Raw genomic sequence first — 25,013 nt, 5'->3', positions numbered from 1 at the left:
AGTTCTATTAATAGGAGTGTTTTACATTTGTTTTGAATAATTGTTCTACTTAAAAAAAATGAAGTATTTCTGGTTTACAGTTTTAATAATTATAAGCATTCAAAGCTGGTCACAAAATCAATTTGGTGAAGCTAAAAAAGCTTACAATAACGCTGATTTTACAAAAGCAAAAACAATTCTATTAAGTTTACCACAAAAAGATCGATATAAAGTTGAAAGTCGAGCATTGCTTGGTCAAACTTATGCTAGGCTAGAGCAGTGGCAAAAAGCAGCTGAAACTAATAAAGTCCTAGTTGAACAGTTCCCTAATAATGCCGAATATCATTTTAGGTATGGTGGTGCTTTGGGTTTATATGCCAAGTCAGTTAACCGCTTTAAGGCATTAACCTTATTAGGTGATGTTAAGTTACATTTAAAAAAAGCAACCAAACTTGATTCTCAACATATTGAATCACGTTGGGCACTGGTTCAGCTTTATATGGAATTACCAGGTATTATTGGTGGGAGTAAATCAACGGCCTATAAATATGCTAATCAACTCGAAAAAATAAGTCCTGTAGATGCTGCTTTAGCAAAAGGTTATATTGAATCTTATGATGGTAACTTCAACCAAGCCGAGAAATTTTACCTTAAGGCTGTGGCTATCGGAAAGTCAAAAACTTGTTTCGAAAAATTAATAGCCTTGTATAGAGATTTCAATAAAACAAAACAACAAATTTCAACTGCTATTAAAGCATACCAAGTCACTAATCATCTCAATTTTATTTTTCAGCTTAATTCAATTAAAAACTTGGCATCTTACTCAACTTCAGAATTGAAATCAATTTTAGTTCAAGTATCATCCAAAAAATTGTCTAGCGAAGAAAAATTGAAATTAAAACAACTTAAATCAAAATTAGCGTCATAAAACTTAACTTTGTAAATAAAATTATTCTATGCATATCCATTTTATAGCAATTGGCGGTAGTGCGATGCACAGTTTAGCTATTGCCTTACATCAAAAAGGCGAAACTATCACCGGAAGTGATGATCAAATTTTTGAGCCATCTAGGTCAAAACTCCAAGCGGTTGGACTTTTACCTCAAGATGGCTGGTTTCCAGATAAAATTACCTCTGAAATAGATGTTGTTATTCTCGGAATGCATGCAAAACCAGATAATCCTGAGCTTTTAAAAGCCAAAGATTTGGGCCTAAGCATCATGTCTTATCCTGAATTTTTGTTTGAACATTCAAAGCAAAAAACACGCGTTGTTATTGGTGGTTCTCATGGTAAAACCACTATAACAGCCATGATTTTACATGTATTGCATTACCACAACAAAGAGGTTGATTACATGTTAGGTGCGCAACTCGATGGTTTTGAAAACGCTGTTCATTTAACCCAAGAAAATGATTTTATATTATTAGAAGGTGACGAATATCTATCTTCGCCAATAGATTTACGGCCAAAATTTCACCTCTATCAACCCAATATTGCTTTGTTAAGTGGAATTGCGTGGGATCATATTAATGTATTCCCAACTTTTGAAGATTATGTTAAACAGTTTGAAGTTTTTTTAGAAACCATGACCAATGGTTCAACTTTGGTTTATAATGAAAGTGATCATGTTTTAGCTGATTTAGCCAAAAATGCCACTAAACCAACCCGAAAACATGCTTACTCAATCCCTAATTATTCAATTGAAGATGGCGAAACATTTATTGAAACACCAGAAGGTGATTTGCCGCTTGAAATATTTGGGGAGCATAATTTAGAAAATTTAGCTGGCGCTAAGTGGATTTGCCAGCATATGGGTATTGACGAAGATGATTTTTATGAAGCCATAGCAAGCTTTAAAGGTGCTTCAAAACGTTTAGAGCTTTTATTTAAAAATGATAAAATTGTATTGTATAAGGATTATGCACATTCTCCTTCAAAGGTTAAAGCCACTACAAATGCAGTAAAAAAACAATATCCCAACCGTCATCTAATAGCTTGTTTAGAGCTTCACACGTATAGTAGCCTTAATCAGGATTTTTTAACTGAATATAATCATGCTTTAGATCAAGCCGATGAGGCTATTGTATTTTACTCACCTAAGGCTGTTGAAATTAAGCAACTTGAAACGCTCGGTAAAAAAGATATTTTAGAAGCCTTTAACCGAGAGGATTTACAAGTGTTTACATCTCCTAAAAACTTTAAGGCTTTTTTAGACTTAAAAGAATTTAAGCATGATGTCTTACTAATGATGAGCAGTGGAAATTACGGCGGTTTAGACCTTAATCAATTTGCTAGTCAACTAGAAGATTAGGTTTTAAAGATTGCTCTAAATAATTATGAATAGCCATTTTTGAAGCTTCTTCTAGTTCTTTTAGAGCTATTAATTGGTGATGTTTTGATTTGTCTTGACTTAATTTAAAGCGGAAATCAATAGAGCTAATTTTAATACTAAATCCTGTAATATATTGGCTAAGCTCGTTTATCTTACCACGTTGTGCTTGAAATAGGTCACTAGTTGAAGTGTCTAAATGTTGATATAAACGCTTAATGTCTTCTAGCGTACTTTCAACTGGTTTTAATGAAACGTCTCCTTCAATATGAAGACGTGCAAAATTAAAGGTTGGTAATTCTTCACTTTGAAATAACTGCGGAGATATATAAGCTTGTGGTCCACAAAAAATAACTTTTAATTTTGAGTTGAGTTTAAAATGTTCAAGCTGCGGATTCGAGTTGGCGATATGACCAATTAATTCATTTTTAGAATATAAAAGTGGAATTTCTGAGACTAAAATAGTATCTTTTCTAGCTGTAATTATTTCAGCTAAAGGAAAGTAATTAATCATAGCTTCAACCTGTTTTGATGTTACCTGTTGAAACTTCGTGTTGAGGTGGTTTATTTTTTTTTGCACAATTTATTTTTATCAGAATGAAAACAACTAACCAAACTACAAACTTAAGCATCAAATCTCTATCTGCAGATGATCGTCCGCGTGAAAAGTTATTAGCCAAAGGAAAAAATAGCTTAACTGATGCTGAATTACTAGCGATTATTATTGGCTCTGGCAATAGAAATGAATCGGCTGTTGTACTGTGCCAGCGCATATTACAAAGTTATCAGCATAAATTACAACACCTTTCTAAAGCTAGTGTTGAAGAGTTTATGCAATTTAAAGGTATTGGTGAAGCAAAAGCTATAAGCCTTATAGCGGCGATAGAGTTAGGTAGGCGTCGGCGCTTAGAAGATGCACTTGAACTAGAAAAAATAAGCTCTAGTCAGGATGTTTTTGAAGTTATGCAACCGATTATAGGCGAGTTAGATTATGAAGAGTTTTGGGTACTTATGCTCAATAATTCTAACAAAATTATATATAAACATCACTTGAGTAAAGGCGGTATTACAGGTACAATGGTAGACACTCGTTTATTATTTAAAAAAGCGATAGCTCAAAATACGACTAGTATTATTTTGGCTCATAATCATCCCTCAGGAACATTAAAGCCTAGTCAGTCTGATAAAGCGATTACAGATAAAATAAAACAGGCTGGTAAAATTTTAGATATAAAATTACTTGATCACTTGATTATCACAGAAAAATCTTACTTTAGTTTCGCAGATGAAGCTTTGATTTAATTTATGGAAATTCTTGTTTATGTTCCCCAAAATACATCTCGATTGCATTACATTTTTGATCAAATTTGTGGTGAACTATTAGGCTTTAAAGTTAAATTTACATCAAAAGTTGAAAATTTTATTGCCTTTCAAGGCGTAAAGTTTTCGTATGCTAAGAATAGGTTAGGTAATGAGGTGTTTATTCAACAATTTGGTTTGCTTGAAGAACAAGGTATCTCAGATGTTAGTATTATTGTAGAGACCTGGGAAGATCTAGATGTTCCATGCTTTTTTAGAGTTTCTAACGATAGTGATTTACCATTTGATATTTTTTCAGCAAGCTTTTATCTATTGAGTCGTTATGAAGAGTATCAACCACATGTTAAAAATGAGTTTTCATGTTATCCTTTTGAAGAATCTTTAGCTTATCAAAAACAGTTTTTACATCTTCCGGTAGTTGAAATTTGGGCCGCACAATTTAAAGCAATTTTGGCTAAAAAATTTGATTTACAACCTACAACTTCTAAATATTCACTGCAGTTAAATATCGCTATTGCTGAGGCTTTTGCTTACAATCATCGTGGATTTGTAAGGCTTGTCGGTGCTAGTTTTCGTGATATTTTCAACTTAAAATTTAAATCTATTTATTATCGTATAAAATCAATACTTCGGCTATCTAAAGATCCATATGACGTTTACGACGAATTAATTTTGTTTGCCAGAAAGCATAATATTTCAACTCATTTTTTCTTTCAACTAAGCAATTATACCAGGAATTCTAAAAGCATAAGTCATCATAAGCGCATTTATCATAAGTTAATAAAATCAATGGGAGATTATTCTCAGTTAGGAATTTTACCCGGTTTTGAAGCTATTCAGGATATAAAAATATTAAGTAAAGAAAAAAAACGATGGCAAGCCATTGTAAACAGAAATTTAAACTCTTCACTTATTAAAAATTACGGGATTAATTTTCCGACTACTTTTGAGTTTTTAAATAAACTTGAAATTCAGCAAGACTTTTCTATGGGTTATCCTAATCAACTTGGTTACCGTGCAGGAACAGCAACGCCTTTTTATTTTTATGATTTGAGTTTAGAGCAAGTTTCTAAGTTAAAACTCACGCCTTATGTGATGAATAGTAAATTGCTTGAAAAAGCAAACTTTAGTGGTTTAGAAGCACAACTATTGAGATTAAAATCAGTGCTAAAAAAACATCATCTGCCACTTTATTTAGTGGTTTCAAATGCAGATTTTAGTGAAGATTACCTAAAAAATAAGTTATTTAAATTACTTGATAAACTTTCTTAATGAAACATCTTAAACATATCTTTTTCGATTTAGACCATACGCTTTGGGATTTTGATAAAAATTCAGGTTTAACTTTTGAGTCTATTTTTAAAAAACACCATGTTGAACTTAATTTAAGTGAATTTTTACCAGTTTACGAACCGATTAATGCAAAATATTGGAAGTTGTTTAGGGAGAATAAAATCTCAAAGGAAGATTTACGATATGCCCGATTAAATGAAGCTTTTGAAGTGTTAAACTTCAAAGCAGAACCAAATCTAGTCATTGCACTTTCAGAGTCTTATATTGAACATTTATCTGATTTTAATCATTTGTTTCCTTATGCTATTGAGACTTTAGAGCATTTGCAAGAAACTTATCAGCTACATTTAATCACCAATGGATTTAGAAGTGTTCAATACCGTAAAATGAAGTCTTCCCGAATTATAAACTTTTTCAAGACAGTCACCACTTCTGAAGATGTCGGCGTCAAGAAGCCAGATCCTGCCATATTTAATCATGCATTAGATTTGGCAAAGGCTTCAAAAAATGAGAGTGTTATGATTGGCGATAACCTAGAGGCAGACATTGAAGGAGCTGAAAAAGTTGGTATGTCTAGTATTTTTTTCGGAAAAGATAATACCTTTGAAGGCAAGTCAATTCAGTGTTTGTCTGAATTAAAACATATTTTATAATGAGAACATACTTACTTATCACCTGTTTTATATCTCTATTAACTTTTTCTGTAAATGCTCAGCCTAAAACTACTAATCACGATTATAAATACATTGAAGTTCCTTATAAGTTTAGCTTTTTTGAAGAAAATAACCAATTTCAGCTTAATATTTTAGCACGTGTATTGCTTCAAGAAGAAGGTTTTGAAGTCTATATGGATGTTGAAGACTTGCCCTTAGAAGTTTTAAAATCACCTTGCCAATTATTGAAATTTCAGCTTAATGAGATTGACTCTTTCATGAGAAAGCGCTTACAATTTAACTTGATCAATTGTAACGGACAAGTGGTTTATACTTCAGGTGTAGGTGAGAGTCGGAAGAAGAAGTTTAAGGATTCATACACTGAGGCGCTCAAGAATACCTTTTTAGGCTTTTCGATACTTGATCTTAAGCAACCAAATAATCAGCCAAGTATTTCTAACTCAAAACCTAGTAAAAAAATCTCAAAAGAACTCATTAAAAGTTCAAAGAAAATTAATTATAAATATAGGGGAGAAATATTTTGGCTTATAGAAGATGCAAAAAATTATAAATTAGTTGCTTCAAAAGATCAATCTGAATATGCTACACTTGATAAAGCTGATCGAGGTACTTATATATTTACCACTAATAACTTTGTTGGAGCTGCTTATTTTAAGCCAAATGGAGACCTTATTGTTGAATATAGGGATGATAATCAAACTGAGCCCTCAACTAAGTCAATAGTATTCAAAAAGCTTTAAAATTCATATTTCTTTCCCCATTGTTTTTTAAGTTTTTGCTTTAATTGAAGTTCTTTAGGGTTCTCACTTGGTTTATAAAAGCTTTTGTTTTTCAGTTGCTCAGGCATAAATTCATGCTCAACAAAATTATTTTTATAATCGTGAGCATATTTATAGTTGTTGCCATAACCTAAATCCTTCATCAGTTGTGTAGGTGCATTTCTTAATGATAGTGGTATTTCAGCATTCAAATGTTCTTTCACTGCCATCATGGCTTTATTAATAGCTATATAACACGAGTTGCTTTTTGGTGAACTGGCTAAATAGATCACGCATTGGCTTAAGATAATTCGGGCTTCTGGCATACCTACTGAATTGACCGCTTGAAAAGTATTGTTAGCCATAACTAATGCAGTCGGATTTGCCAAACCAATGTCTTCGCTCGCAAGAATAATTAATCTTCTAGCAATAAACTTAACATCTTCGCCACCATCCAATAAGCGAGCTAACCAATAGACGCCTGCATTAACATCGCTACCTCGTATTGATTTAATGAAGGCTGAAATCACGTCATAATGTTGCTCGCCATTTTTGTCATAGCGTGAACTTGTTTGTTGTAAGCTATTTTTTACCTTATTGTTAGTAATCTCTATTTTCTCGGAAGCGCTAAAAGCATTGACCACAATTTCAAAATTATTGAGGAGTTTACGAGCGTCAAAACCGCTTAGCCCTATCAAGGCTTCATACTCTTTAATATAGATATCTTTTGCTTTTAAAATTTCATCTGTGCTGATTGCTTTATCAAGTAATTGCTTTAAATTTTCTTGATTAAACGCATTTAGTGTGAAGACTTGACATCTAGATAGTAGTGCAGCATTAACTTCAAAACTTGGGTTTTCAGTTGTAGCGCCTATCAGTGTAATCCAACCTTTTTCTACTGCTAATAATAATGAGTCTTGTTGGGATTTACTAAACCGATGAATTTCATCTATAAATAGAATAGGGTTTTGGTTCGAAGCAAATAATCCATTATTCTGTTTAGCTTTTTCAATGACTTCACGTACATCTTTAACACCACTATTGATGGCTGAAAGTGTAAAAAACTGTCGTTTTGTTGTTTCAGCAATAATATTAGCCAATGTTGTTTTTCCAACACCAGGCGGTCCCCAGAAAATAAGTGAAGGTAACACCTTATTATCAAGTAATTTCTTAACAGAGCCCTGAGCACCTACTAAATGCTCTTGATTAAGAAAATCTTCAAGTTTTTTTGGTCTAAGTCGTTCAGCTAGTGGTGTATTATTCATAAGGTAAAATTACAATTTTACTGACAGTTTTACACTTCTTTGTGTTTGGATGATTTATTGCTATATTAATATTATGAACTTTTATTCTAGATATCGTTTTATTTTTTTACCACTCATACTTTTACTCATTATATGGTTGGTCTATTGGGTTGAGATTCGCTATCATCTAAATTTTAATAATTTTGGTGTTTTTCCTCGAACATTTGAAGGCCTTGTTGGTATTTTAACTTCGGGTTTTATACACTCTGGTATTAATCATTTATACAGCAATAGTCTGCCAATTGTTATACTAAGTTCAGCCTTGGCTTTTTTTTATAAGCAAAAGCATTTGTCAGTTTTGTTACAAGGCTACTTTTTTTCTGGATTATTAACTTGGCTTATTGGTCGAGAATCTTATCATATTGGCGCAAGCGGTTTGATTTATTTTTTAGCTAGTTTCTTGTTTTTCAACGGAATTAAATCTAAAAGTTATCGTTTAATCGCTTTAGCTTTATCAGTTGTTTTTGTTTATGGCAGTTTGGTTTGGGGAACTTTACCTAATTATAAAGAAGGTATTTCTTGGGAAGGTCATTTATCAGGTTTTATAATAGGTTTTTTAATTAGTTATTTTGTTAAACCGGAAGTGGCTAAAGTTGAATTGCACAAGCCAAAAAAAGAAGACGAAACAACTTTTGAAACTGAATTTATGCAGCAATTTGATGAGCATGGTAATTTTAATCCTATTGATACAGCTGAAAATGAAAGCATTACTACTACACTAGGGACTTCAACTGAAATAGACTGGTATTTTGATGAAAGCTCTAGAAACTCGGTTGATGATGAAGTGAATTAGCCTTTTTGTTTCAAATTTTCATAGAGGAACATTCCACATGCAACTGATACATTCAATGAATTAATTTCACCGGTCATTGGAATTTTAGCTTTGACATCTAACATTTTTAAAATACTTGGTTGAATTCCCTTGCCTTCGCTACCCATAATTATACCGTTGGCTTTGTTGAAGTTAACTTCTGTGATTGATGTTTCTGATTTTTCGCTGGCACCGATTAGTTCCACTCCTGATGATTGTAAATAAAAGATGGCATCTTTAATATGGGCAACCTTGATGATAGGAATTTTAAATGCAGCGCCTGCTGAAGTCTTAATGGTTTCTTTAGTGATTGTAGCGCTACCTTGTGTCGGGATAATAATTGCGTCAATCCCTGTGCATTCAGCTGTTCTTATAATTGCTCCAAAATTTCTTACATCAGTTATACCGTCAAGTAGCAAAAAAGTTGGTTTAGGATTGGCTTTAAGAATAGCTTCAACTGTTTCCTCAAGTTCTCTGTAACTAATTGAAGCTACAAAGGCTAAAATTCCTTGGTGGTTGAGATGTTCATATTTCTTAAATTTCTGATGTGGTACAAAGCTTACCTTTATATGCTGTGCCTTAGCTTTTGATACAATATCATTGTATTTACCCTTTGTAGCTAAGTTAACGTGTATTTTATCAATATCTACAGCTTCGTTTAAGGCTTCGTTAATACTATGAGCACCAAAAATAATCTTGTCTTTTTCCATGTTAAACAATTAAGGCTAGCAAAGATATGCTAGCCTTAAGTTTTGTAAAAGAATAAACTCGTTTTATTCTTTTATAATTTTCTTTTGAATGGTATTTTGTCCATCAGTAATATTAACTAAGTAGACACCTTTAATTAAATTTGATGTATTCACTTTTATCGTATTCGTAGATTGTTCAGCTACAGACTTTACTAAACGTCCACTGATATCGTAAATTTTAACTTCTACATTGTTTTCAAAATCTGATAAACTTGTAATGTTTAATTGATTTCTAACCGGGTTTGGCCAAATTGATATTTGTTGCTTATTTTCAAAATTTGAAGCGTTTAATGTGTGCGCGTTAATTCCATTGATGACAATACTATAATCTTGAACACCGCTATCAAGAATACCCTTGTGAGATATTGTAACTGTGAAAACTTCACCTTGATTTGGATTATCAATAATTATTTGTTCTACATTATCCACATCATTATCAACTTGATTTGCAGGTCCTGCTACATTATTTAAATCAAGTTTCCAAGGTAAATAAGTCTGTGAGCTATTTTCTACTCTAAGGTCTAGGTCATTTACTAGTTTTGGTGTAGGATCGTTCGGAGTATTACTAGTCGTTGCATTAGCTGCTGGGTCGTTCCAAACAATCATTACCTTTAAATCTTCTCCACCTTTACAAGTAACCTCAAATGTTTTTATTTCATTTGAAGTAAGTGTCTCTTCTGAAATTATTGATTCATTATTTACTTCATTTAGTATTGTGTTAGCTGCATCTCTAGAATTAAGTAATCCCCAACCATAGATAGCGTCAGGACCAACATTTCCAGCATCACTAGCTGTGTTTAAAACTAATGCTTTTATTGTTGCAGATCTCATGAACTCTTGGTTTTGATTATTGTATAATTCTTGAAGCAATAATAAACTACCAGCTACATTTGGTGCAGACATTGAAGTTCCTGATGAAAAACCATAGCTATTATCGCCATTACTAGATGTAGAATATATGTCAGTACCTAAACCTGATATATCTGGCTTAATTCTTCCATCATCTGTAGGACCTTGACTGCTTGTACTGTTTATTTGTATTTGAGAGCTACCAAATGGTGGGTTAATTACATCTCCATTGGAATCTAAATTAACATTTTCTACATTAGCTACAACTAAATTGTTTTTAGAATTTTTTTCAGTAGTTAATTTATCGTATCCGAATCTTATACCACCATTATATGTTTCATTGCCATCATTACCAGCTGAAAATACCGCAAGATAATAAGGGCTACTGTTATGTATTAAATCCCATGCTCTGGCATCATTATTATATCTACCCATGAATTCAGCGTTTACGTTTTCAACTGGTACACCATAAGAATGGTTAGAAATTAGTAGACCATTACTCGCTTCGCTACCAGCTTCACTTGCATCTGCCGATGCTGTATACGATCTTAGTGTGGCTTTCGGAGCCATGCCTTTTGCATCAGGTACTAAACCAGTAGCAACCATTGTGCCTGATACATGTGTAGAGTGATATGTTATATCATTTCCTGCATCTGAAAAAATTATTTTACTACCTGAAGCCGTTTGAAATTCTTGGTGTGTTGTTCTAGATTTTCCACCAACTTCCCAGATGCCTATAAACATGTTTTCGCCCTCGAGGTTTAAATTTAAACTGCCACCTGTTTGGAGAAAATTTGTTCTTGTAGCTTCTGCAGCATTAACGTTCAGATTCGATCTATATATTGGAATATTATCTTGTATATCATGTATTACTGAAATTTGATTTCCCTTAATTATTTTGCGAGGTGTTTGTGGGTTTTCTAATAAATATTGATTTACCCTTTGATGTCTTTCATTTTCAATTTTTTTTACCTCATTTAAATTTTTCTCAATTAGTTTAACATCATACGAGTTTTTAATTTCTCTAAATTGTTCTTTTGTTTGAGAATAACTGAAAGCTGTTACTAGAACTAATATAAATAATATTCTATTCATGACTTTTATTTCAAATATACTAATTTGTAATTTTTATTTATCTACAATAATGTTAAAAAGGAGGTAAACGACATAGTTTACCTCCTTTTTTCATTAAGATGAATAAAACACTAATTAATTTTTGTTAAACTAAATGAAGATATAAAGGGACCACCGCATGAGCCTTCAGGATCTTCAATGTAATTAATTATAAAAGATTCATCACTTCCATTTACATTGTAAGTAGAAGAGTCATCTCTATCTGTTGCTGTAAAAATGTAACTTACACCAGATGTACAAGCCAAACTAGGGTCTACATCACCAATTTGAAATACATCACAATTTAAGTTAATTGTTATATTTTCAATTTCCTCATTAAAAGCTGGTAATACTTGACTTGTAAATGTTCTTGTACTTCCGTTTGCCTCAAGAGTAACTACACCTGGAGCAAAATTCGATGTTCCATTTGCTGGGCCGATAGCCCCTGATACATCAGCGATTTCGTAATCACCTACCATAAAGTCGCTAGGGATTGGACAAGTAATACTAACTGATATTGTTTGAGTTGGTTCTGGAATGCTTAAGTTCAAAGATTCTGAGCTGCCTTCTAAATTTAATACTAGGTCAAACGTCTGTGTAAAATCTAAGTTAGTATCTGTTATTGTAAATTCAACCTCAGTTGAGTATTCACCAGCAGGTATTACAGCATTTGTGTCAAAATTATAAGCATCAGCAGGAAGAGTTGTTAAATCCTCATTGACACTTAAATTTACAGTTCTGTCAACATCTGAAACTACACTTGAGCTTAGTGTTAAACTAAGTGTCTCTGTAGTACCGATTTCCAATGAAAATGGTACTGATGTACTTTCATCAAATTTTAACATAGTTTGCCCGTTTATATTGTCAAATACAACTGGGTCTTCTTCACAAGAAGCTATTAATAAAATTAATGCTAGTGTTGTTATCGTTCTAAATATTTTTTTCATAATAATTTATTTATAAATCAAATGGTGTCGATTCTAATTGACCAAACTCACCACCTGATAATATATTTGATTCTCCTTCACAAGTTACTAACGTTAAATTGTAACTACCATTCCCATATGCACAGCATATTCCATCACCAAATTGATCATATATTTCAAAGGTATAAGATCCCGAAGGTAAACAAAAACTTTCAGAATAAGATGTTTGGTCTGCATATGTTCCGAAACTTCCGCCACTGTCAGCCACAACTTGGCCACTTCCATCAATTAAAAACCAAGCAGTTTCTTCAGGGTAATCATCAAACGCTATGTCTAGTCTCACACTATTTAGTGTGCAAACACCTTCATACGCAATAGTCTGTTTTCCTCTAGCGCTAATTATAGTTCCAGAAGGATTCTCAAGATTAATGATTAACTCGTTAGAAGATCCTGGTGCAACTTCATCAAAGTTTAAGCTTAAGTCTGCAGATCCTATATATTCACCTGCCGGTATTGTTACTGAACTTTGTAATTCATAATGCGATGGGCTTGCATTTGAGGTCTCATCTACACTTAAGTTGATTGTTCTATCAGAATTTGTCTTAATTGTAGATTCTACTGTGATTGTTGTATTAGGATCGCAATTTGTTATGGTTTTTCTTTCAGCACTAAACGAATAGGCTTCTTGTCCATTTATTGCATCAAATACAACAACATCCTCTTCGCAACTAGTGAAAGTTGCGAAAAGGATTGCAATTGTAAATATTTTAAAAATATTTTTCATGTTCGCTTAGCTTGTTAATATCCTGGATTTTGTTGTTGTCTTAAATCAGGATTAGCATTGAATTCAACAATTGGTAGAGGAAGAGTGAACCTATAATCTGTTGGTTCAAGCGTACAATTTCCACCATTTGGTAAACAGTCATTATCTGCTCTGTCAACACTTGCACTTGGGCCAGAGGCATCTGGACCAATTCTTTTTAAGTCTCTATATCTATGACCTTCGAAAGAGAATTCTTTACGTCTCTCTTCTAATATTAGACCTAAAGCTTCAGCTGTCGTGGTTGGCTCATCTACTGTTGCTGCATCAGCTCTAGCGGTTCTAAGTTCTTGGATTAAATTTTGAACTTCAACAAAAGCACCTTGGTATGCTTTAGCTTCTGCGAGTAGTAAGTGCATTTCAGCAGCTCTAAATATTTGCAAGTCATTTAATAATGGTTGTCCTCCGCCAGGATATTTTCTAATCACAAGTATATCCTCAGTTGGTATTGGTGAGCCACCTGGTGCTGGGAATATCACAGATGATGGATCTAGATTTACGAATCTTCTAACACCGTTTGGATCATATAATTCAAACAATGAACGACTCATTTCAAAATATGGTGATCCATCAATTGTACTGTCAACAAAAGCAAACACAGCTCCAGCCCAGCCACCAGCTGCTACTGAGCCTGTACTACCTTGACCGTCGTAGTTATCGCCTATTGCTCTTTCAAGCTTAAAAATAGTTTCACCTACTAATTGCGGATCATCTAAAAACATACTTGCATATGTATTTGCATCAGCAATGTTATATGTTGTTAATAAGTCTTCTGTAATAGTTTCAACAACATCATACTCACCTCTGAATGCAGCGATTCTAGCTTGAAGCGCTTTTACAGCATCTCTTGTAAAAAAGGTAACATCACCTAGACTCGGATCAATATTGTTTGATGCAAATTCTAGGTCACTTTCTATTACATTAAATACCTCTCCATTGGTATTTCTCATCTTTAGTTCATCAATACCTGGGACATAGTCCATTAGTATTACACCAAGTGCAGAATCATCTTTTAGGTCTGTAGAAAAGTATGTTAATAATTCGAAGTGCATGTATGCCCTCAGCGCTCTGGTTTGACCTACAATGCTATTGTACTGATCTTCTTGTCCAGGTTCTGGTTCAATCAGTTCAGCTGCTTCTAATACACGATTAGCTGCGTTTAAACCGAAATAATTCTTGGTCCAAAACGTTGATGCAGCTGCGCTTGCTGCATTTAGTTGGAAATTATACAGCAGTATACCTTGTCCACCACTGTCAAAACCAATTGAAATTTCATCTGTGAAATTAGCACTTAATGCAATTTCAGGAGTTGCATCTAATCTATCGTAAACTCCTAACAATCCCAACTGTAAATCATCAACAGTTTCAAATGTGGCTTCAACTGTCAATCGACCGGGTTGATCAATTTCGTAGGCGTCTTCACAACTCATAAGAGAGATGATAAAGCCTAATAAAAATATTTTATTTAATGTTTTCATTTTATTTGTTTTTATAAACTTAACTCTAATCCTAACGAAATGGTTCTAGGTGTTGGATAAATTCTACTTGTATTACTATCGGCCTCTGCGTCAAATCCTCTCCACTCAGTGAATGTGACAAGATTTTCACCATTAACAAACACTCTAGCATTTGATATTCCAGTGTCCTTCAATACATTATTTGGAACACTATATCCAAAAGATAAGAATCTTAATCTTAGAAAATCTGCATCTCTTAAGTATCTGTCTGTATTAGCAAAGGTTTGCAGTGCAGTGTCTGCTCTAGGGATATCAGTTACCCTATTATTTGGTGTCCATGCTCTTAATAAATCTCTACTATTTCTAAATTGGCCTGCATCTGTAAAATCTTGGAATCCAGCTAGATCATTATCGAATCTATCTACCCCAATGACGTAATTGAATTGAGTTTGTAAGAAAAAGTTTTTATAATCAATATTTAGCCCAAAACTACCATTCATATCTGGGATAATATTTTTATCTGACCAAACTCTGTCTGCATCTGGGTCAGGGTTTTCTGTCAAGTTGCCATCAGCATCTAAAAATAATAAGTTACCATTAGCTGGGTTAACACCTGCATAGCGCACATTATAATATTCAAATAATTTACCACCATTACGACCAATTCCAATTATTTCTCCATCATCACTTGGTAAATCTTGTAATTCAATTGAGTTGTAATTACCGACTAGGCTTACATTGATGTTAAGGTCACCTGGCTTTACGCTTCTTACAACATCATAATTTAAGTTGAAGTCAACCCCTTTATTAGTTAAACTACCTGTGTTAGCGTTAATAGAAGTAGCTCCATTAATAGCTGAAATTGGTGTGCCTTGAAATAAATCGGTTGTTTCTCTGTTATAAACATCCACAGAACCTCTAAGTTTAGAATCAAATAATTCAAAGTCTAAACCTAGGTTTGTAGTAGCCACAGTCTCCCATCTTAAAGTATTATTTCCAATTTGAGATAAAAATACCGAGTTTGCACCACCATAACCAGTTCCTGTTGCGAAAAGACTTCTTGTAGCATCAGGAGTGGTAAAATATGTACCTCCGTTAATTCTTTGGTTACCTGCAGTACCATAAGAAACTCTTAGTTTTAAAACATCCACAAAATCTACACCTTTCATGAATTCTTCATTGTTAATATTCCAGCGTGCAGATGCAGACCAGAATGTACCCCAGGTATTCGAATCTGCGAATCTGTAAGATGCATCACGTCTAACTGTTGCTTGAACACCATATGTTTCGGCATAATCATAGTCTACTTGACCGAAATATGAAAATAAACCTGCATTCCTAATTAAGGCTGTTCCATCATCTACAAAAAAGTCATTAGCGGCGTTATCGCCAACGAAACCAGCACCATCTCCAGGATAGAATGTTTTAGGGTCTAATCCTTCTGCAAAATAGCCAAAGCTTCTTAAGTGCGCTTTGAAATACTCGCTAAATAAACCTGCACTTAAAGAGTGTTTTTCATTAAATGTTTTAGAATAATTAAGAGAAGTTAATTGATTAAAAGAAAAAACTCTTCTTGAGTTTTGTTGTTGAAAACCAGGTGTTTCATTACCAGTCTGTGCAAACAATATGGCATTAAATGATTCAGGGCCTTCAGCTCTTGTTAAGATTTCATTTTGATAATCCATTGAACTGACCGATCTAAATTGTAAATCATCAGTAATTTGATAACTAGCATTAATTGATCCAATGATTTTAATTTCCTCTTCTTTTCTAGTATAAGTATTTAATCTATCTAGTAAGAATAAAGGCGTATTTACAAACGATAGTCCTTCAGTTAAATCTTCACCATTTGTGTAATCTCCTGGTGTTACGTATGGTGCAGACTGATAAGCACCCAATATATAATTTCGGTTAATTCCTGAACCACCAATAGAATTAGGCTCGTTAGACTCAGAATAATTCAGTGATAAATTTGTACTGTAGTTAAATTTATCATTTTTTGAACGACCACTTATATTGTTTCTAATGTTAAAACGTTTTAAATCTGAATCTTGTAGAATACCGTCTGTATTGTTGTAACCAATAGATGTAAACTGTGTAGTGTTTGCACTACCGCTTGACAAGCTCAATGTGTGGTTTTCTGAAAGACCAGCATCAAAGAAAAAATCAGACCAGTCAAATGTCGGTGCACTTGCGATCTCTTCGTCTGTCAAAGGTCCTGGCTGTCGGTCTCTATTAATCCATCTTGGCAACCATGGTCGTTGTAATGTAGGTCCGGCGATACCTGCAGAATATCCTAAATTAAGATCTCTAGCAAGTCTTAATTGCTCTTGTGAATTCATTAAATCATAATCATTATCTTGTAATGAATTAAAACTCATGATACCTGTATAATTAATCTTTAAATCAGAATTATATTCACCAGTTCTTGTTTTAATAATAATAACACCATTAGCACCTCTATTACCATAAATTGCAGTTGCAGCAGCATCTTTAAGAACATCAATACTTGCGATGTCTTGCGGGTTTAAACTTCTAAAGTTGTCCTCATCAACTGGAGCGCCATCGATAATAAATAGCGGTTCAGTATTACCATTAATAGAAGAAACACCACGGAGATTTACAGTTGAATTAGCACCAGGTTGTCCTGAAGCAGTTGTAATATTCAAACCGGCAACTTGTCCAGATAAAGTCTGCACAAATGATGCGTTTGGTCTGTTTTCAATAGTTTTTGCTGAAATTGTTTGTGAAGCTACAGTTGATTTGGTTTTAGTTGTAGTTGTGTAACCTGTAACCACCACTTCACTTAATTCAGCAGCATCTACAACCATACTAACATCTACGGTTGATTTGCTTCCAACTGGAATTTCTTGTGTTTTAAAACCTAAGTATTTAAACACAAGCGTTTGGTCAGCTGATACTTTAATAGAGTATTTACCATCAAAGTCAGACTGTGTTCCCGTGTTTGTACCTTTAACAAGGATGTTTACCCCGGGAAGTGGTAAACCGTCTGCATCAGTAACATTACCTGTCACTGTTTTAGTTTGTGCAAAACCAATTTGCACTGCTAACACTAGTAAAAGTGTCAGAAATCCACTAAATTTTGTTTTCATTTTATTAATTTATTTGAATTAGCCAATGCCAAAAATGTAAATAAATACTTAATTGCACAACATTTTTTTACATTAATTTAAAATTAAAGGTGTTAAATCTTAACATATTTTATGTTTAAATTAAAAATAACTACTCAACACAATGTGAATTTTCGTATCCTGAGCATCAAAATTTTGTCTATTTGAAAATCCATTAGCTAGAATTATTCTTATGTTAGATTTAGTTTGTTTTAAACTTAGCCCAAAGCCAAAACTGTAAAAGTACAGAGCGTTGTTTAAATTTAATTTGTTTCTAGTTTGTCCAAAATCAGTTGTCACTAGTGTTGTAAGTTCTTCTGTTAGTTTAAAGTTATGGTTGATTTTCATTAACGAATACTGTGTTGCTATTATACTGTTTTCTAAAAAGCCTCTTAAATCATGAATACCACCAATCCTAAATACTTCACTTTCAAAAAAATCATCTGCGTAAGTTTCTGCAAAGTTGATGTTAACTTCAGTAGAATAAAGTTTGTTAAATTTTAATGTGTTATTGTAAGCTAGTTTAATTCTGCTTCTTGTTTTTTTTAATTCTGTTTTTCGTTCTCCAGTTTGCATTCTTAAGCTGAGTGTTCCGTAATCATCAAAGCTAATTTGCGATGTTAGGCCAATTCCATTATAGTTGAAATCTTCGTTAGAGTTGATGGTGTTATTCGACGTTTCTGAATTGTAAAGTAGGCCTAGTTTAATCTTTTTATTAACTATATAGTTTAAATTTTGTTCAAATGTTGTGTTGCTAAAAGTGCTATCTTGGTTAAATATATGAAACCTTGTTTCGCTTTTAATGGGTGTGTTCAATAAAAAGGGAAGACCTAAGTTTAGGTCGATGATTTCTTGATCGGAGTTAGTGTTGTTGTATTGAAGCCTAAGTTTTTCGTTTAAGTTAATTAGATTTTGAAGTTTGAGATTAGCGTTACCATTTAATTCAAAATTGTTGTCTTCATTTGAAAACCCTAATATTCCACTAAATTCATTTTCAAGCTTTTTGTCTGCGTAAATAAATAATTTGGTAGTATCTTTTTTGTAAAGGTAATTAATTTCAGTCCTTAATTTAATCGGGAGCTCTTGTTCAAAGAATTTGAGTTCTTTGATTAGGTCTACTTTTTTGTTTTTCATTATAAGATTGTTAATCTTATTTTTGATGAGTCGTTTAGGTAGGTTTTGGTAACCTTTAATAACTACCTCGTCAATAATTCTTTTGTTACGTATTTCGATACTTATATATATGTATAAAACTTGATTTTCGATTTCAATCAATTTGGTTGAGATGTTTTCAAATGGATAGCCTTTATTTGTTAAACGCTTTTTGAGTTTATCTATTTCAGTATTAAATGCACTTAAAGTTTCAACTTGAATAGTTTTGTTGTCTAAAATTTTCCTTGTTAACTTATCATGTGGTTTGGCAATGATTTGTTTGATCTTTTCGCCAAAGATAATTTTGTTTGTTGATGAGTCTATTTTCGCAAATGGAAAGCTATTCTGATTTAAATAGGAGATAAGTGCTTTTTTCTTATTTATTCTTTCAATTTCAGATTTTATCAAATTAATTTTTTCAATTTCAGATGAAATTGAATCCAAAAAACTGATTTGCTGTGCTTCAGTTCTTCCAGCGCATACTATCAAAATTGCGCAAAGACAGATGCGAATAAATAAAATTCTTTTCAACGGGTTATGTGTTTCTTTCGGCTTGAAAATTAATGATTTAAAATTTGTTGGCTAAATATATTTTAATACATTTGCAAACCTTAAAAATTAAGAATAAATAATTTAAGTAAAATTATGCCAACAATTTCACAGTTAGTAAGACAAGGAAGACGCTCGATGACTAAGAAGAGTAAATCGGCTGCCTTAGATTCTTGCCCTCAACGTCGTGGAGTTTGTACGCGTGTTTACACAACTACACCAAAAAAACCTAATTCAGCTATGAGAAAAGTAGCTAGGGTAAGGTTGACAAATGGTAAAGAGGTAAACGCTTACATTCCAGGTGAGGGTCACAATCTTCAAGAGCACTCGATAGTATTAGTTAGAGGTGGTAGAGTAAAAGATTTACCAGGTGTTAGGTATCACATTGTTCGTGGTGCTCTAGATACGGCTGGTGTTGAAGGTCGTTTACAAAGACGCTCTAAGTATGGTGCAAAACGTCCAAAAAAATAAATCTTAAAGCAGAGACATGAGAAAAAGACAAGCCAAAAAAAGACCATTATTGCCAGATCCAAAGTTTAACGACCAACTCGTTACTAGATTTGTAAATATGATGATGTGGGATGGTAAAAAATCAATTGCGTTTAAGATTTTTTATGATGCAATGGATATTGTAGAAGATAAAAAACAGGATGATGAAAAAACTGCGCTAGAGTTGTGGAAAGACGCTCTGTCAAATGTTATGCCTCACGTTGAAGTTAAAAGTAGACGTGTTGGTGGTGCTACATTTCAAATCCCATCTCAAATTAGACCTGACAGAAAAATATCAATTGCTATGAAATGGTTAATTGGATATTCAAGAAAGCGTAATGAAAAAACAATGTCAGCTAAATTAGCAGCTGAAATTCTTGCTGCGGCTAAAGAAGAAGGTGCTGCGGTTAAGAAACGTGTTGATACCCATAAGATGGCAGAAGCCAATAAAGCATTTTCACATTTTAGATTCTAAAAATAATGGCACAAAGAGATTTAAAATTTACTAGAAATATCGGAATTGCTGCTCACATTGATGCAGGTAAAACCACGACTACTGAACGTATTTTGTATTACACAGGTATTAGTCATAAAATAGGTGAAGTTCATGATGGGGCGGCAACTATGGACTGGATGGAGCAAGAGCAAGAACGTGGTATTACAATTACCTCGGCTGCAACACACTGTACTTGGCCTTACAAAGACCATGAGTACATAGTAAACATTATTGATACGCCGGGTCACGTTGACTTTACAGTTGAAGTTGAACGTTCTTTGCGTGTGCTTGATGGTGTAGTTGCTTTGTTTAGTGCGGTTGATGGTGTTGAACCACAATCTGAAACAGTTTGGAGACAAGCCGATAAATACAGAGTACCGAGATTAGGTTTTGTGAACAAAATGGATCGCCAAGGTGCAAACTTCTTTAATGTGTGTAAGCAAGTTAAAGAAATGTTAGGCGGCAATCCGGTGCCGTTACAGGTTCCTATTGGTGATGAAATTGACTTTAAAGGTGTGGTTGATTTAATTTCTAAGAAAGCTATTATCTGGAATGAAGAAGATTTCGGAATGACTTATGAGGAAATTGATATTCCTGCTGAATTACAAGCTGATGTTGATAAATACAGAGCAGAATTAGTTGAAGCTGTTGCGGAATATGATGAGGAATTGATGGAGAAATTCTTTGAAGATGAAAATTCTATCACAGAAGATGAAATCATCGCTGCTTTAAGAGCTGCAACTATTGACATGTCCATTATACCAATGATGTGTGGTTCAGCCTTTAAAAATAAAGGTGTTCAGGCAATGCTTGATGCTGTGATGAGATACTTACCTTCGCCAATTGATGTTGAAGCTATCGAGGGCGAAAATCCAACTACTGGAGAGCCAGAAGTTAGAAAGCCTAATGTAGACTCTCCGTTTTCTGCACTTGCTTTTAAAATTGCTACCGATCCTTTTGTTGGTCGTTTAGCTTTTTTTAGAACATACTCAGGTACTTTAGATGCTGGTTCATATGTATTAAATAACCGTTCTGGTAAAAAAGAGCGTATTTCTCGAATGTACCAAATGCACTCTAATAAACAACAGCCGATAGATAAAATTGAAGCTGGTGATATAGGCGCTGCTGTTGGTTTTAAAGATATTAAAACTGGTGATACCTTAACGGATTTAAATCATCCAATTGTTCTTGAGTCCATGACTTTTCCTGATCCAGTTATTGGTATTGCGGTTGAACCGAAAACAAAAGCAGATGTTGAAAAATTGGGTGTTGCTTTAGGTAAATTAGCTGAAGAAGATCCAACATTCCAAGTTAAGACTGATGATGCTTCTGGTCAAACAATTATATCGGGAATGGGAGAGCTTCATATCGAAATCTTAGTGGATCGTCTAAAACGTGAATTTAAGGTTGAAGTTAATGAAGGTGAGCCTCAAGTTGAATACAAAGAAGCAGTTACAAAGTCTGCAGAACATCGTGAAGTTTATAAAAAGCAATCTGGTGGACGTGGTAAGTTTGCCGACATTGTATTTGAAATGGGTCCAGTTGATGACGATTTTGAAGGTACAGGTCTTCAGTTTGTAGATCAAATTAAAGGCGGTCGTATACCTAAAGAATTTATACCATCTGTTCAAAAAGGTTTTGAAGAAGCTATGAAAAACGGACCTTTAGCAGGCTTTAGAATGGATACTTTAAAAGTTACCTTAAAAGATGGATCATTCCATCCTGTTGATTCAGATCAATTGTCATTTGAATTAGCTGCGAAAATGGGTTATAAAGCATCTGCAAAAAAAGCTGGGGCTGTCGTTCTTGAGCCTATTATGAAAGTAGAGGTTGTTACCCCCGAAGAAAACATGGGTGATATTGTAGGTGACTTAAATAGAAGAAGAGGTCAAGTTAATAACATGTCAGATCGTTCGGGTGCAAAAATTATTAAAGCAGACGTACCGTTATCTGAAATGTTTGGTTATGTTACTACTTTAAGAACATTATCGTCTGGTCGAGCAACTTCAACAATGGAGTTTTCTGAATACCAAGAAACACCGTCTAATATTTCTCAAGAAGTAATCAAAGCGGCAACAGGTTCAAACGAATAATAAGAAGTCATGAGTCAAAAAATTAGAATAAAATTAAAATCTTACGATCACAATTTAGTAGATAAATCTGCAGAAAAAATTGTGAAGACCGTAAAAACTACTGGTGCTGTGGTTACTGGTCCAATACCGTTACCGACTAAGAAAAAGATATTTACTGTTCTTAGGTCACCGCACGTTAATAAAAAAGCAAGAGAGCAATTTCAGCTTGATTCATACAAGAGGTTACTTGATATTTACAGTTCATCTTCAAAGACTATTGATGCTTTGATGAAGCTTGAGCTGCCGAGTGGTGTAGAAGTTGAAATAAAAGTTTAATTACTAATTAATAATTATAAATATGTCTGGGTTAATAGGAAAAAAAATCGGTATGACAAGCCTTTTCGATGAAAATGGGAAAAATATTCCATGCACAGTAATCGAAGCTGGTCCATGTGCCGTTACCCAAGTCAGAACCAGTGAGGTTGACGGGTATGATGCTCTTCAACTTGGTTTCGATGACAAATCAGACAAAAATGCCACCAAGGCTGACTTAGGTCACTTTAAAAAAGCTGGTACTTCTGTCAAAAGAAAAGTTATTGAGTTCCAAGGTTTCGAAGAAGAATTTAAATTAGGAGATCACATTACTGTTGATATCTTCACCGAAGGTGAATTTGTTGACATAAGTGGTACTTCTAAAGGTAAAGGTTTCCAAGGTGTTGTTAAACGACACGGTTTTAGCGGTTCAGAAAGAACTCATGGTCAGCAAAGCATGTTGAGAGCACCTGGATCAGTCGGTGCAGCTTCATATCCAGCTCGAATCTTTAAAGGGATGCGTATGGCTGGACAAATGGGAAACAAAAAAGTAAAAGTTCAAAATCTTAGAGTTTTAAAAGTAGTTCCAGAGAAAAACCTTTTAGTAGTAAAAGGATGTGTACCTGGACATAAAAACTCTTATGTAACTATTCTTAAATAATGAAAGTAGCAGTATTAGATATTAATGGTAAAGAAACAGGCAGAAATATTGATATTTCTGATAGTGTTTTTGGAATTGAGCCAAATAATCATGCAATGTATCTTGATGTTAAACAGCATTTAGCTAATTTAAGACAAGGAACGCATAAAGCTAAAGAAAGAGCTGAGATTAAAGGTAGTACTCGTAAAATTAAAAAGCAAAAAGGTACTGGAACTGCTAGAGCAGGTAGTATTAAATCACCTATATTTAAAGGTGGTGGTCGTGTTTTTGGTCCAAGAGTAAGGGATTATAGTCAAAAACTTAATAAAAAGCTTAAGCGTCTAGCGCGTAAATCTGCCTTGTCACAGAAACTTGCAGACAAACAACTTTTTATTGTAGAGGACTTTACTTTTGAATCACCAAAAACTAAAGAATTTAAAAAAGTCTTATCATCATTTGATGTTGAAAATAAAAAATCAACATTTGTGTTGACAGACAATAATAAAAATGTATATTTGTCGTCGCGAAATTTAGACCGCACTAAAGTAGTAAAGCATTCAGAATTAAACACTTATACTTTGTTGAATTCTAATTTTGTTTTTATTTCTGAAGCGCAAGTCGAATTTTTACAAGATATTTTAGGTAAATAATCTAATTATGAGTGTAATTTTAAAACCATTAATCACAGAAAAGTCAACAGATCAAAGTGAAGTGCAAAATACTTTTACTTTTTTGGTTGATGTTAAGGCTAACAAGGTTCAGATTAAGAATGAAATTGAATCAACTTATAATGTTAGCGTAGATAAGGTTAGAACTCTTAGGGTTTTACCTAAATACAAAACAAGATATACTAAGACAGGTATTGTCTCAGGTAAGACTAATGCGTACAAAAAAGCTATGATTAAAGTAGCGGAAGGAGATACATTAGATTTATATAATAATCTTTAATAAGATAAAATGTCGGTTAGAAAATTAAAACCAAATACTCCAGGCCAGCGTTTTAAAGTTGTGAATAATAACGACATTATCACAGCTGATAAGCCGGAAAAGTCTTTGTTGACACCGTTAAAAAAGTCTGGTGGTCGTAACAATCAAGGAAAAATGACTATGCGCTACATCGGTGGTGGTCATAAGAGAAGATATAGGCTTATAGATTTTAAGCGTGATAAGCAAGGTGTTGAAGCAACTGTAGAGTCAATACAATATGACCCTAATAGGACAGCTTTTATTGCATTATTGAAATACACTGATGGTGAAAAGCGATATATTATCGCTCCAAGCGGTATAAAAGTAGGTCAATCTGTTCTTTCTGGAAAAGATAATGTTCCTACAGAGATAGGTAATGCAATGCCGTTATCTAAAATTCCTTTTGGGACAATTATTTCCTGTGTTGAGTTAAGGCCTGGTCAAGGTGCTATTATGGCACGAAGTGCAGGGACTTTTGCTCAATTAATGGCTAAAGAAGGTAAGTATGTTACTATTAAATTACCTTCTGGCGAGACACGATTAATTCTTGCGGACTGTTTAGCTACAATCGGTGCGGTTTCTAATAGTGATCATCAGCTTTGCATTTCGGGTAAAGCTGGTAGAAGTAGATGGTTAGGTAGAAGACCTAGAACTAGACCTGTGGTAATGAATCCAGTTGATCACCCAATGGGTGGTGGTGAAGGTAGAGCTTCTGGAGGGCATCCAAGATCTCGTAATGGTATACCTGCAAAAGGTTTTAGGACTAGATCAAAAACAAAGTCTAGCAGTAAGCATATTTTAGAACGTAAAAAGAAATAATTGA

At 33.7% G+C, this 25,013-nt stretch carries 24 protein-coding genes; 15 read left to right on the top strand and 9 right to left on the bottom strand.

Features of this window, described 5'->3' with window-relative positions:
- Positions 1-58 precede the first annotated feature (58 nt).
- Together BUB82_RS04540 and BUB82_RS04535 are read left to right on the top strand one after the other, a co-directional pair.
- Positions 59-907 (top strand): tetratricopeptide repeat protein, encoded by an 849-nt coding sequence (locus tag BUB82_RS04540; RefSeq protein ID WP_073192373.1) that lies wholly within the window; start codon positions 59-61, stop codon positions 905-907.
- A 28-nt stretch (positions 908-935) separates the two neighbouring features.
- Complete coding sequence (locus BUB82_RS04535) at positions 936-2,291, top strand: UDP-N-acetylmuramate--L-alanine ligase (protein WP_073192371.1); 1,356 nt, start codon at positions 936-938, stop codon at positions 2,289-2,291.
- Here BUB82_RS04535 and BUB82_RS04530 read toward each other — a convergent pair.
- Positions 2,272-2,889, bottom strand: coding sequence for an FMN-binding negative transcriptional regulator (locus BUB82_RS04530; RefSeq protein ID WP_073192369.1), 618 nt, complete (start codon positions 2,887-2,889; stop codon positions 2,272-2,274). The two genes, BUB82_RS04535 and BUB82_RS04530, sit on opposite strands and share 20 nt — an antisense overlap.
- 17 nt (positions 2,890-2,906) lie before the next feature.
- Between BUB82_RS04530 and radC the strand changes: the two genes are divergently transcribed.
- Genes radC through BUB82_RS04510 form a run of 4 tightly spaced genes read left to right on the top strand, consistent with a single transcriptional unit; the run spans position 2,907 to position 6,336 of the window.
- Positions 2,907-3,611, top strand: coding sequence for a RadC family protein (radC, locus tag BUB82_RS04525; RefSeq protein WP_073192367.1), 705 nt, complete (start codon positions 2,907-2,909; stop codon positions 3,609-3,611).
- Between the two features lie 3 nt (positions 3,612-3,614).
- Positions 3,615-4,901, top strand: a complete 1,287-nt coding sequence (locus BUB82_RS04520; RefSeq protein ID WP_073192365.1) for a DUF7033 domain-containing protein — start codon at positions 3,615-3,617, stop codon at positions 4,899-4,901.
- On the top strand, positions 4,901-5,575 hold the full coding sequence (locus BUB82_RS04515) for a YjjG family noncanonical pyrimidine nucleotidase (protein WP_073192364.1): 675 nt from the start codon (positions 4,901-4,903) through the stop codon (positions 5,573-5,575). Before BUB82_RS04520 ends, BUB82_RS04515 begins: the two co-directional genes overlap by 1 nt.
- The gene (locus BUB82_RS04510) at positions 5,575-6,336 is read left to right on the top strand and encodes a hypothetical protein (protein WP_073192362.1); all 762 of its coding nucleotides are present in this window, start codon (positions 5,575-5,577) and stop codon (positions 6,334-6,336) included. Before BUB82_RS04515 ends, BUB82_RS04510 begins: the two co-directional genes overlap by 1 nt.
- Here the strand turns inward: BUB82_RS04510 and BUB82_RS04505 are convergent.
- Positions 6,333-7,619 carry a replication-associated recombination protein A gene (locus BUB82_RS04505; RefSeq protein WP_073192360.1) on the bottom strand — a complete coding sequence of 429 codons (1,287 nt, stop codon included), beginning with the start codon at positions 7,617-7,619 and terminating at the stop codon, positions 6,333-6,335. The genes BUB82_RS04510 and BUB82_RS04505 overlap by 4 nt on opposite strands.
- 73 nt (positions 7,620-7,692) lie before the next feature.
- Here BUB82_RS04505 and BUB82_RS04500 point away from each other — a divergent pair, with 73 nt between their 5' ends.
- The gene (locus BUB82_RS04500) at positions 7,693-8,451 is read left to right on the top strand and encodes a rhomboid family intramembrane serine protease (RefSeq protein ID WP_073192359.1); all 759 of its coding nucleotides are present in this window, start codon (positions 7,693-7,695) and stop codon (positions 8,449-8,451) included.
- Here the strand turns inward: BUB82_RS04500 and rlmB are convergent.
- The 7 genes from rlmB to BUB82_RS04465 form a co-directional block, all read right to left on the bottom strand.
- A complete protein-coding gene (gene rlmB, locus BUB82_RS04495) occupies positions 8,448-9,179 on the bottom strand; it encodes a 23S rRNA (guanosine(2251)-2'-O)-methyltransferase RlmB (RefSeq protein WP_073192357.1) in 732 nt (243 codons plus the stop codon). The two genes, BUB82_RS04500 and rlmB, sit on opposite strands and share 4 nt — an antisense overlap.
- Before the next feature lie 63 nt (positions 9,180-9,242).
- Entirely contained in the window at positions 9,243-11,162 is a 1,920-nt protein-coding gene (locus tag BUB82_RS04490; RefSeq protein ID WP_234949757.1) for a S8 family serine peptidase, read from the bottom strand.
- 110 nt (positions 11,163-11,272) lie between these two features.
- Complete coding sequence (locus tag BUB82_RS04485; RefSeq protein WP_073192354.1) at positions 11,273-12,127, bottom strand: BT_3987 domain-containing protein; 855 nt, start codon at positions 12,125-12,127, stop codon at positions 11,273-11,275.
- A 10-nt stretch (positions 12,128-12,137) separates the two neighbouring features.
- Positions 12,138-12,890: a DUF1735 domain-containing protein gene (locus tag BUB82_RS04480; RefSeq protein WP_073192352.1), complete on the bottom strand. Its 753-nt coding sequence runs from the start codon at positions 12,888-12,890 to the stop codon at positions 12,138-12,140.
- A gap of 14 nt (positions 12,891-12,904) precedes the next feature.
- The gene (locus BUB82_RS04475) at positions 12,905-14,404 is read right to left on the bottom strand and encodes a RagB/SusD family nutrient uptake outer membrane protein (protein ID WP_073192349.1); all 1,500 of its coding nucleotides are present in this window, start codon (positions 14,402-14,404) and stop codon (positions 12,905-12,907) included.
- Positions 14,405-14,415: 11 nt separating this feature from the next.
- Positions 14,416-17,496 carry a SusC/RagA family TonB-linked outer membrane protein gene (locus tag BUB82_RS04470; protein WP_073192348.1) on the bottom strand — a complete coding sequence of 1,027 codons (3,081 nt, stop codon included), beginning with the start codon at positions 17,494-17,496 and terminating at the stop codon, positions 14,416-14,418.
- Between the two features lie 120 nt (positions 17,497-17,616).
- Entirely contained in the window at positions 17,617-19,110 is a 1,494-nt protein-coding gene (locus tag BUB82_RS04465; RefSeq protein WP_143185641.1) for a BamA/TamA family outer membrane protein, read from the bottom strand.
- 201 nt (positions 19,111-19,311) lie between these two features.
- On the opposite strand from BUB82_RS04465, the gene rpsL reads away from it, so the two are divergent.
- The 8 genes from rpsL to rplB are packed head-to-tail and all read left to right on the top strand — an operon-like array spanning position 19,312 to position 25,009.
- The gene (gene rpsL, locus BUB82_RS04460) at positions 19,312-19,686 is read left to right on the top strand and encodes a 30S ribosomal protein S12 (protein ID WP_073192345.1); all 375 of its coding nucleotides are present in this window, start codon (positions 19,312-19,314) and stop codon (positions 19,684-19,686) included.
- Positions 19,687-19,702: 16 nt separating this feature from the next.
- Positions 19,703-20,179, top strand: coding sequence for a 30S ribosomal protein S7 (gene rpsG / locus BUB82_RS04455; protein ID WP_073192343.1), 477 nt, complete (start codon positions 19,703-19,705; stop codon positions 20,177-20,179).
- A 5-nt stretch (positions 20,180-20,184) separates the two neighbouring features.
- The gene (gene fusA / locus BUB82_RS04450; protein WP_073192341.1) at positions 20,185-22,293 is read left to right on the top strand and encodes an elongation factor G; all 2,109 of its coding nucleotides are present in this window, start codon (positions 20,185-20,187) and stop codon (positions 22,291-22,293) included.
- 9 nt (positions 22,294-22,302) lie between these two features.
- Positions 22,303-22,608, top strand: a complete 306-nt coding sequence (gene rpsJ, locus BUB82_RS04445) for a 30S ribosomal protein S10 (protein WP_073192339.1) — start codon at positions 22,303-22,305, stop codon at positions 22,606-22,608.
- A gap of 22 nt (positions 22,609-22,630) precedes the next feature.
- Positions 22,631-23,245 (top strand): 50S ribosomal protein L3, encoded by a 615-nt coding sequence (rplC, locus tag BUB82_RS04440; RefSeq protein WP_073192337.1) that lies wholly within the window; start codon positions 22,631-22,633, stop codon positions 23,243-23,245.
- Entirely contained in the window at positions 23,245-23,874 is a 630-nt protein-coding gene (gene rplD / locus BUB82_RS04435) for a 50S ribosomal protein L4 (protein WP_073192336.1), read from the top strand. Before rplC ends, rplD begins: the two co-directional genes overlap by 1 nt.
- A gap of 7 nt (positions 23,875-23,881) precedes the next feature.
- A complete protein-coding gene (gene rplW / locus BUB82_RS04430; RefSeq protein WP_073192334.1) occupies positions 23,882-24,172 on the top strand; it encodes a 50S ribosomal protein L23 in 291 nt (96 codons plus the stop codon).
- A gap of 9 nt (positions 24,173-24,181) precedes the next feature.
- The gene (gene rplB / locus BUB82_RS04425; RefSeq protein WP_073192332.1) at positions 24,182-25,009 is read left to right on the top strand and encodes a 50S ribosomal protein L2; all 828 of its coding nucleotides are present in this window, start codon (positions 24,182-24,184) and stop codon (positions 25,007-25,009) included.
- The last annotated feature ends 4 nt before the right edge of the window (positions 25,010-25,013 follow it).

Origin of the sequence: Psychroflexus salarius (genome assembly GCF_900129035.1) — a bacterium.
GTDB classification, from domain to species: domain Bacteria; phylum Bacteroidota; class Bacteroidia; order Flavobacteriales; family Flavobacteriaceae; genus Psychroflexus; species Psychroflexus salarius.
This window is presented reverse-complemented; position numbering and strand designations above follow the sequence as displayed.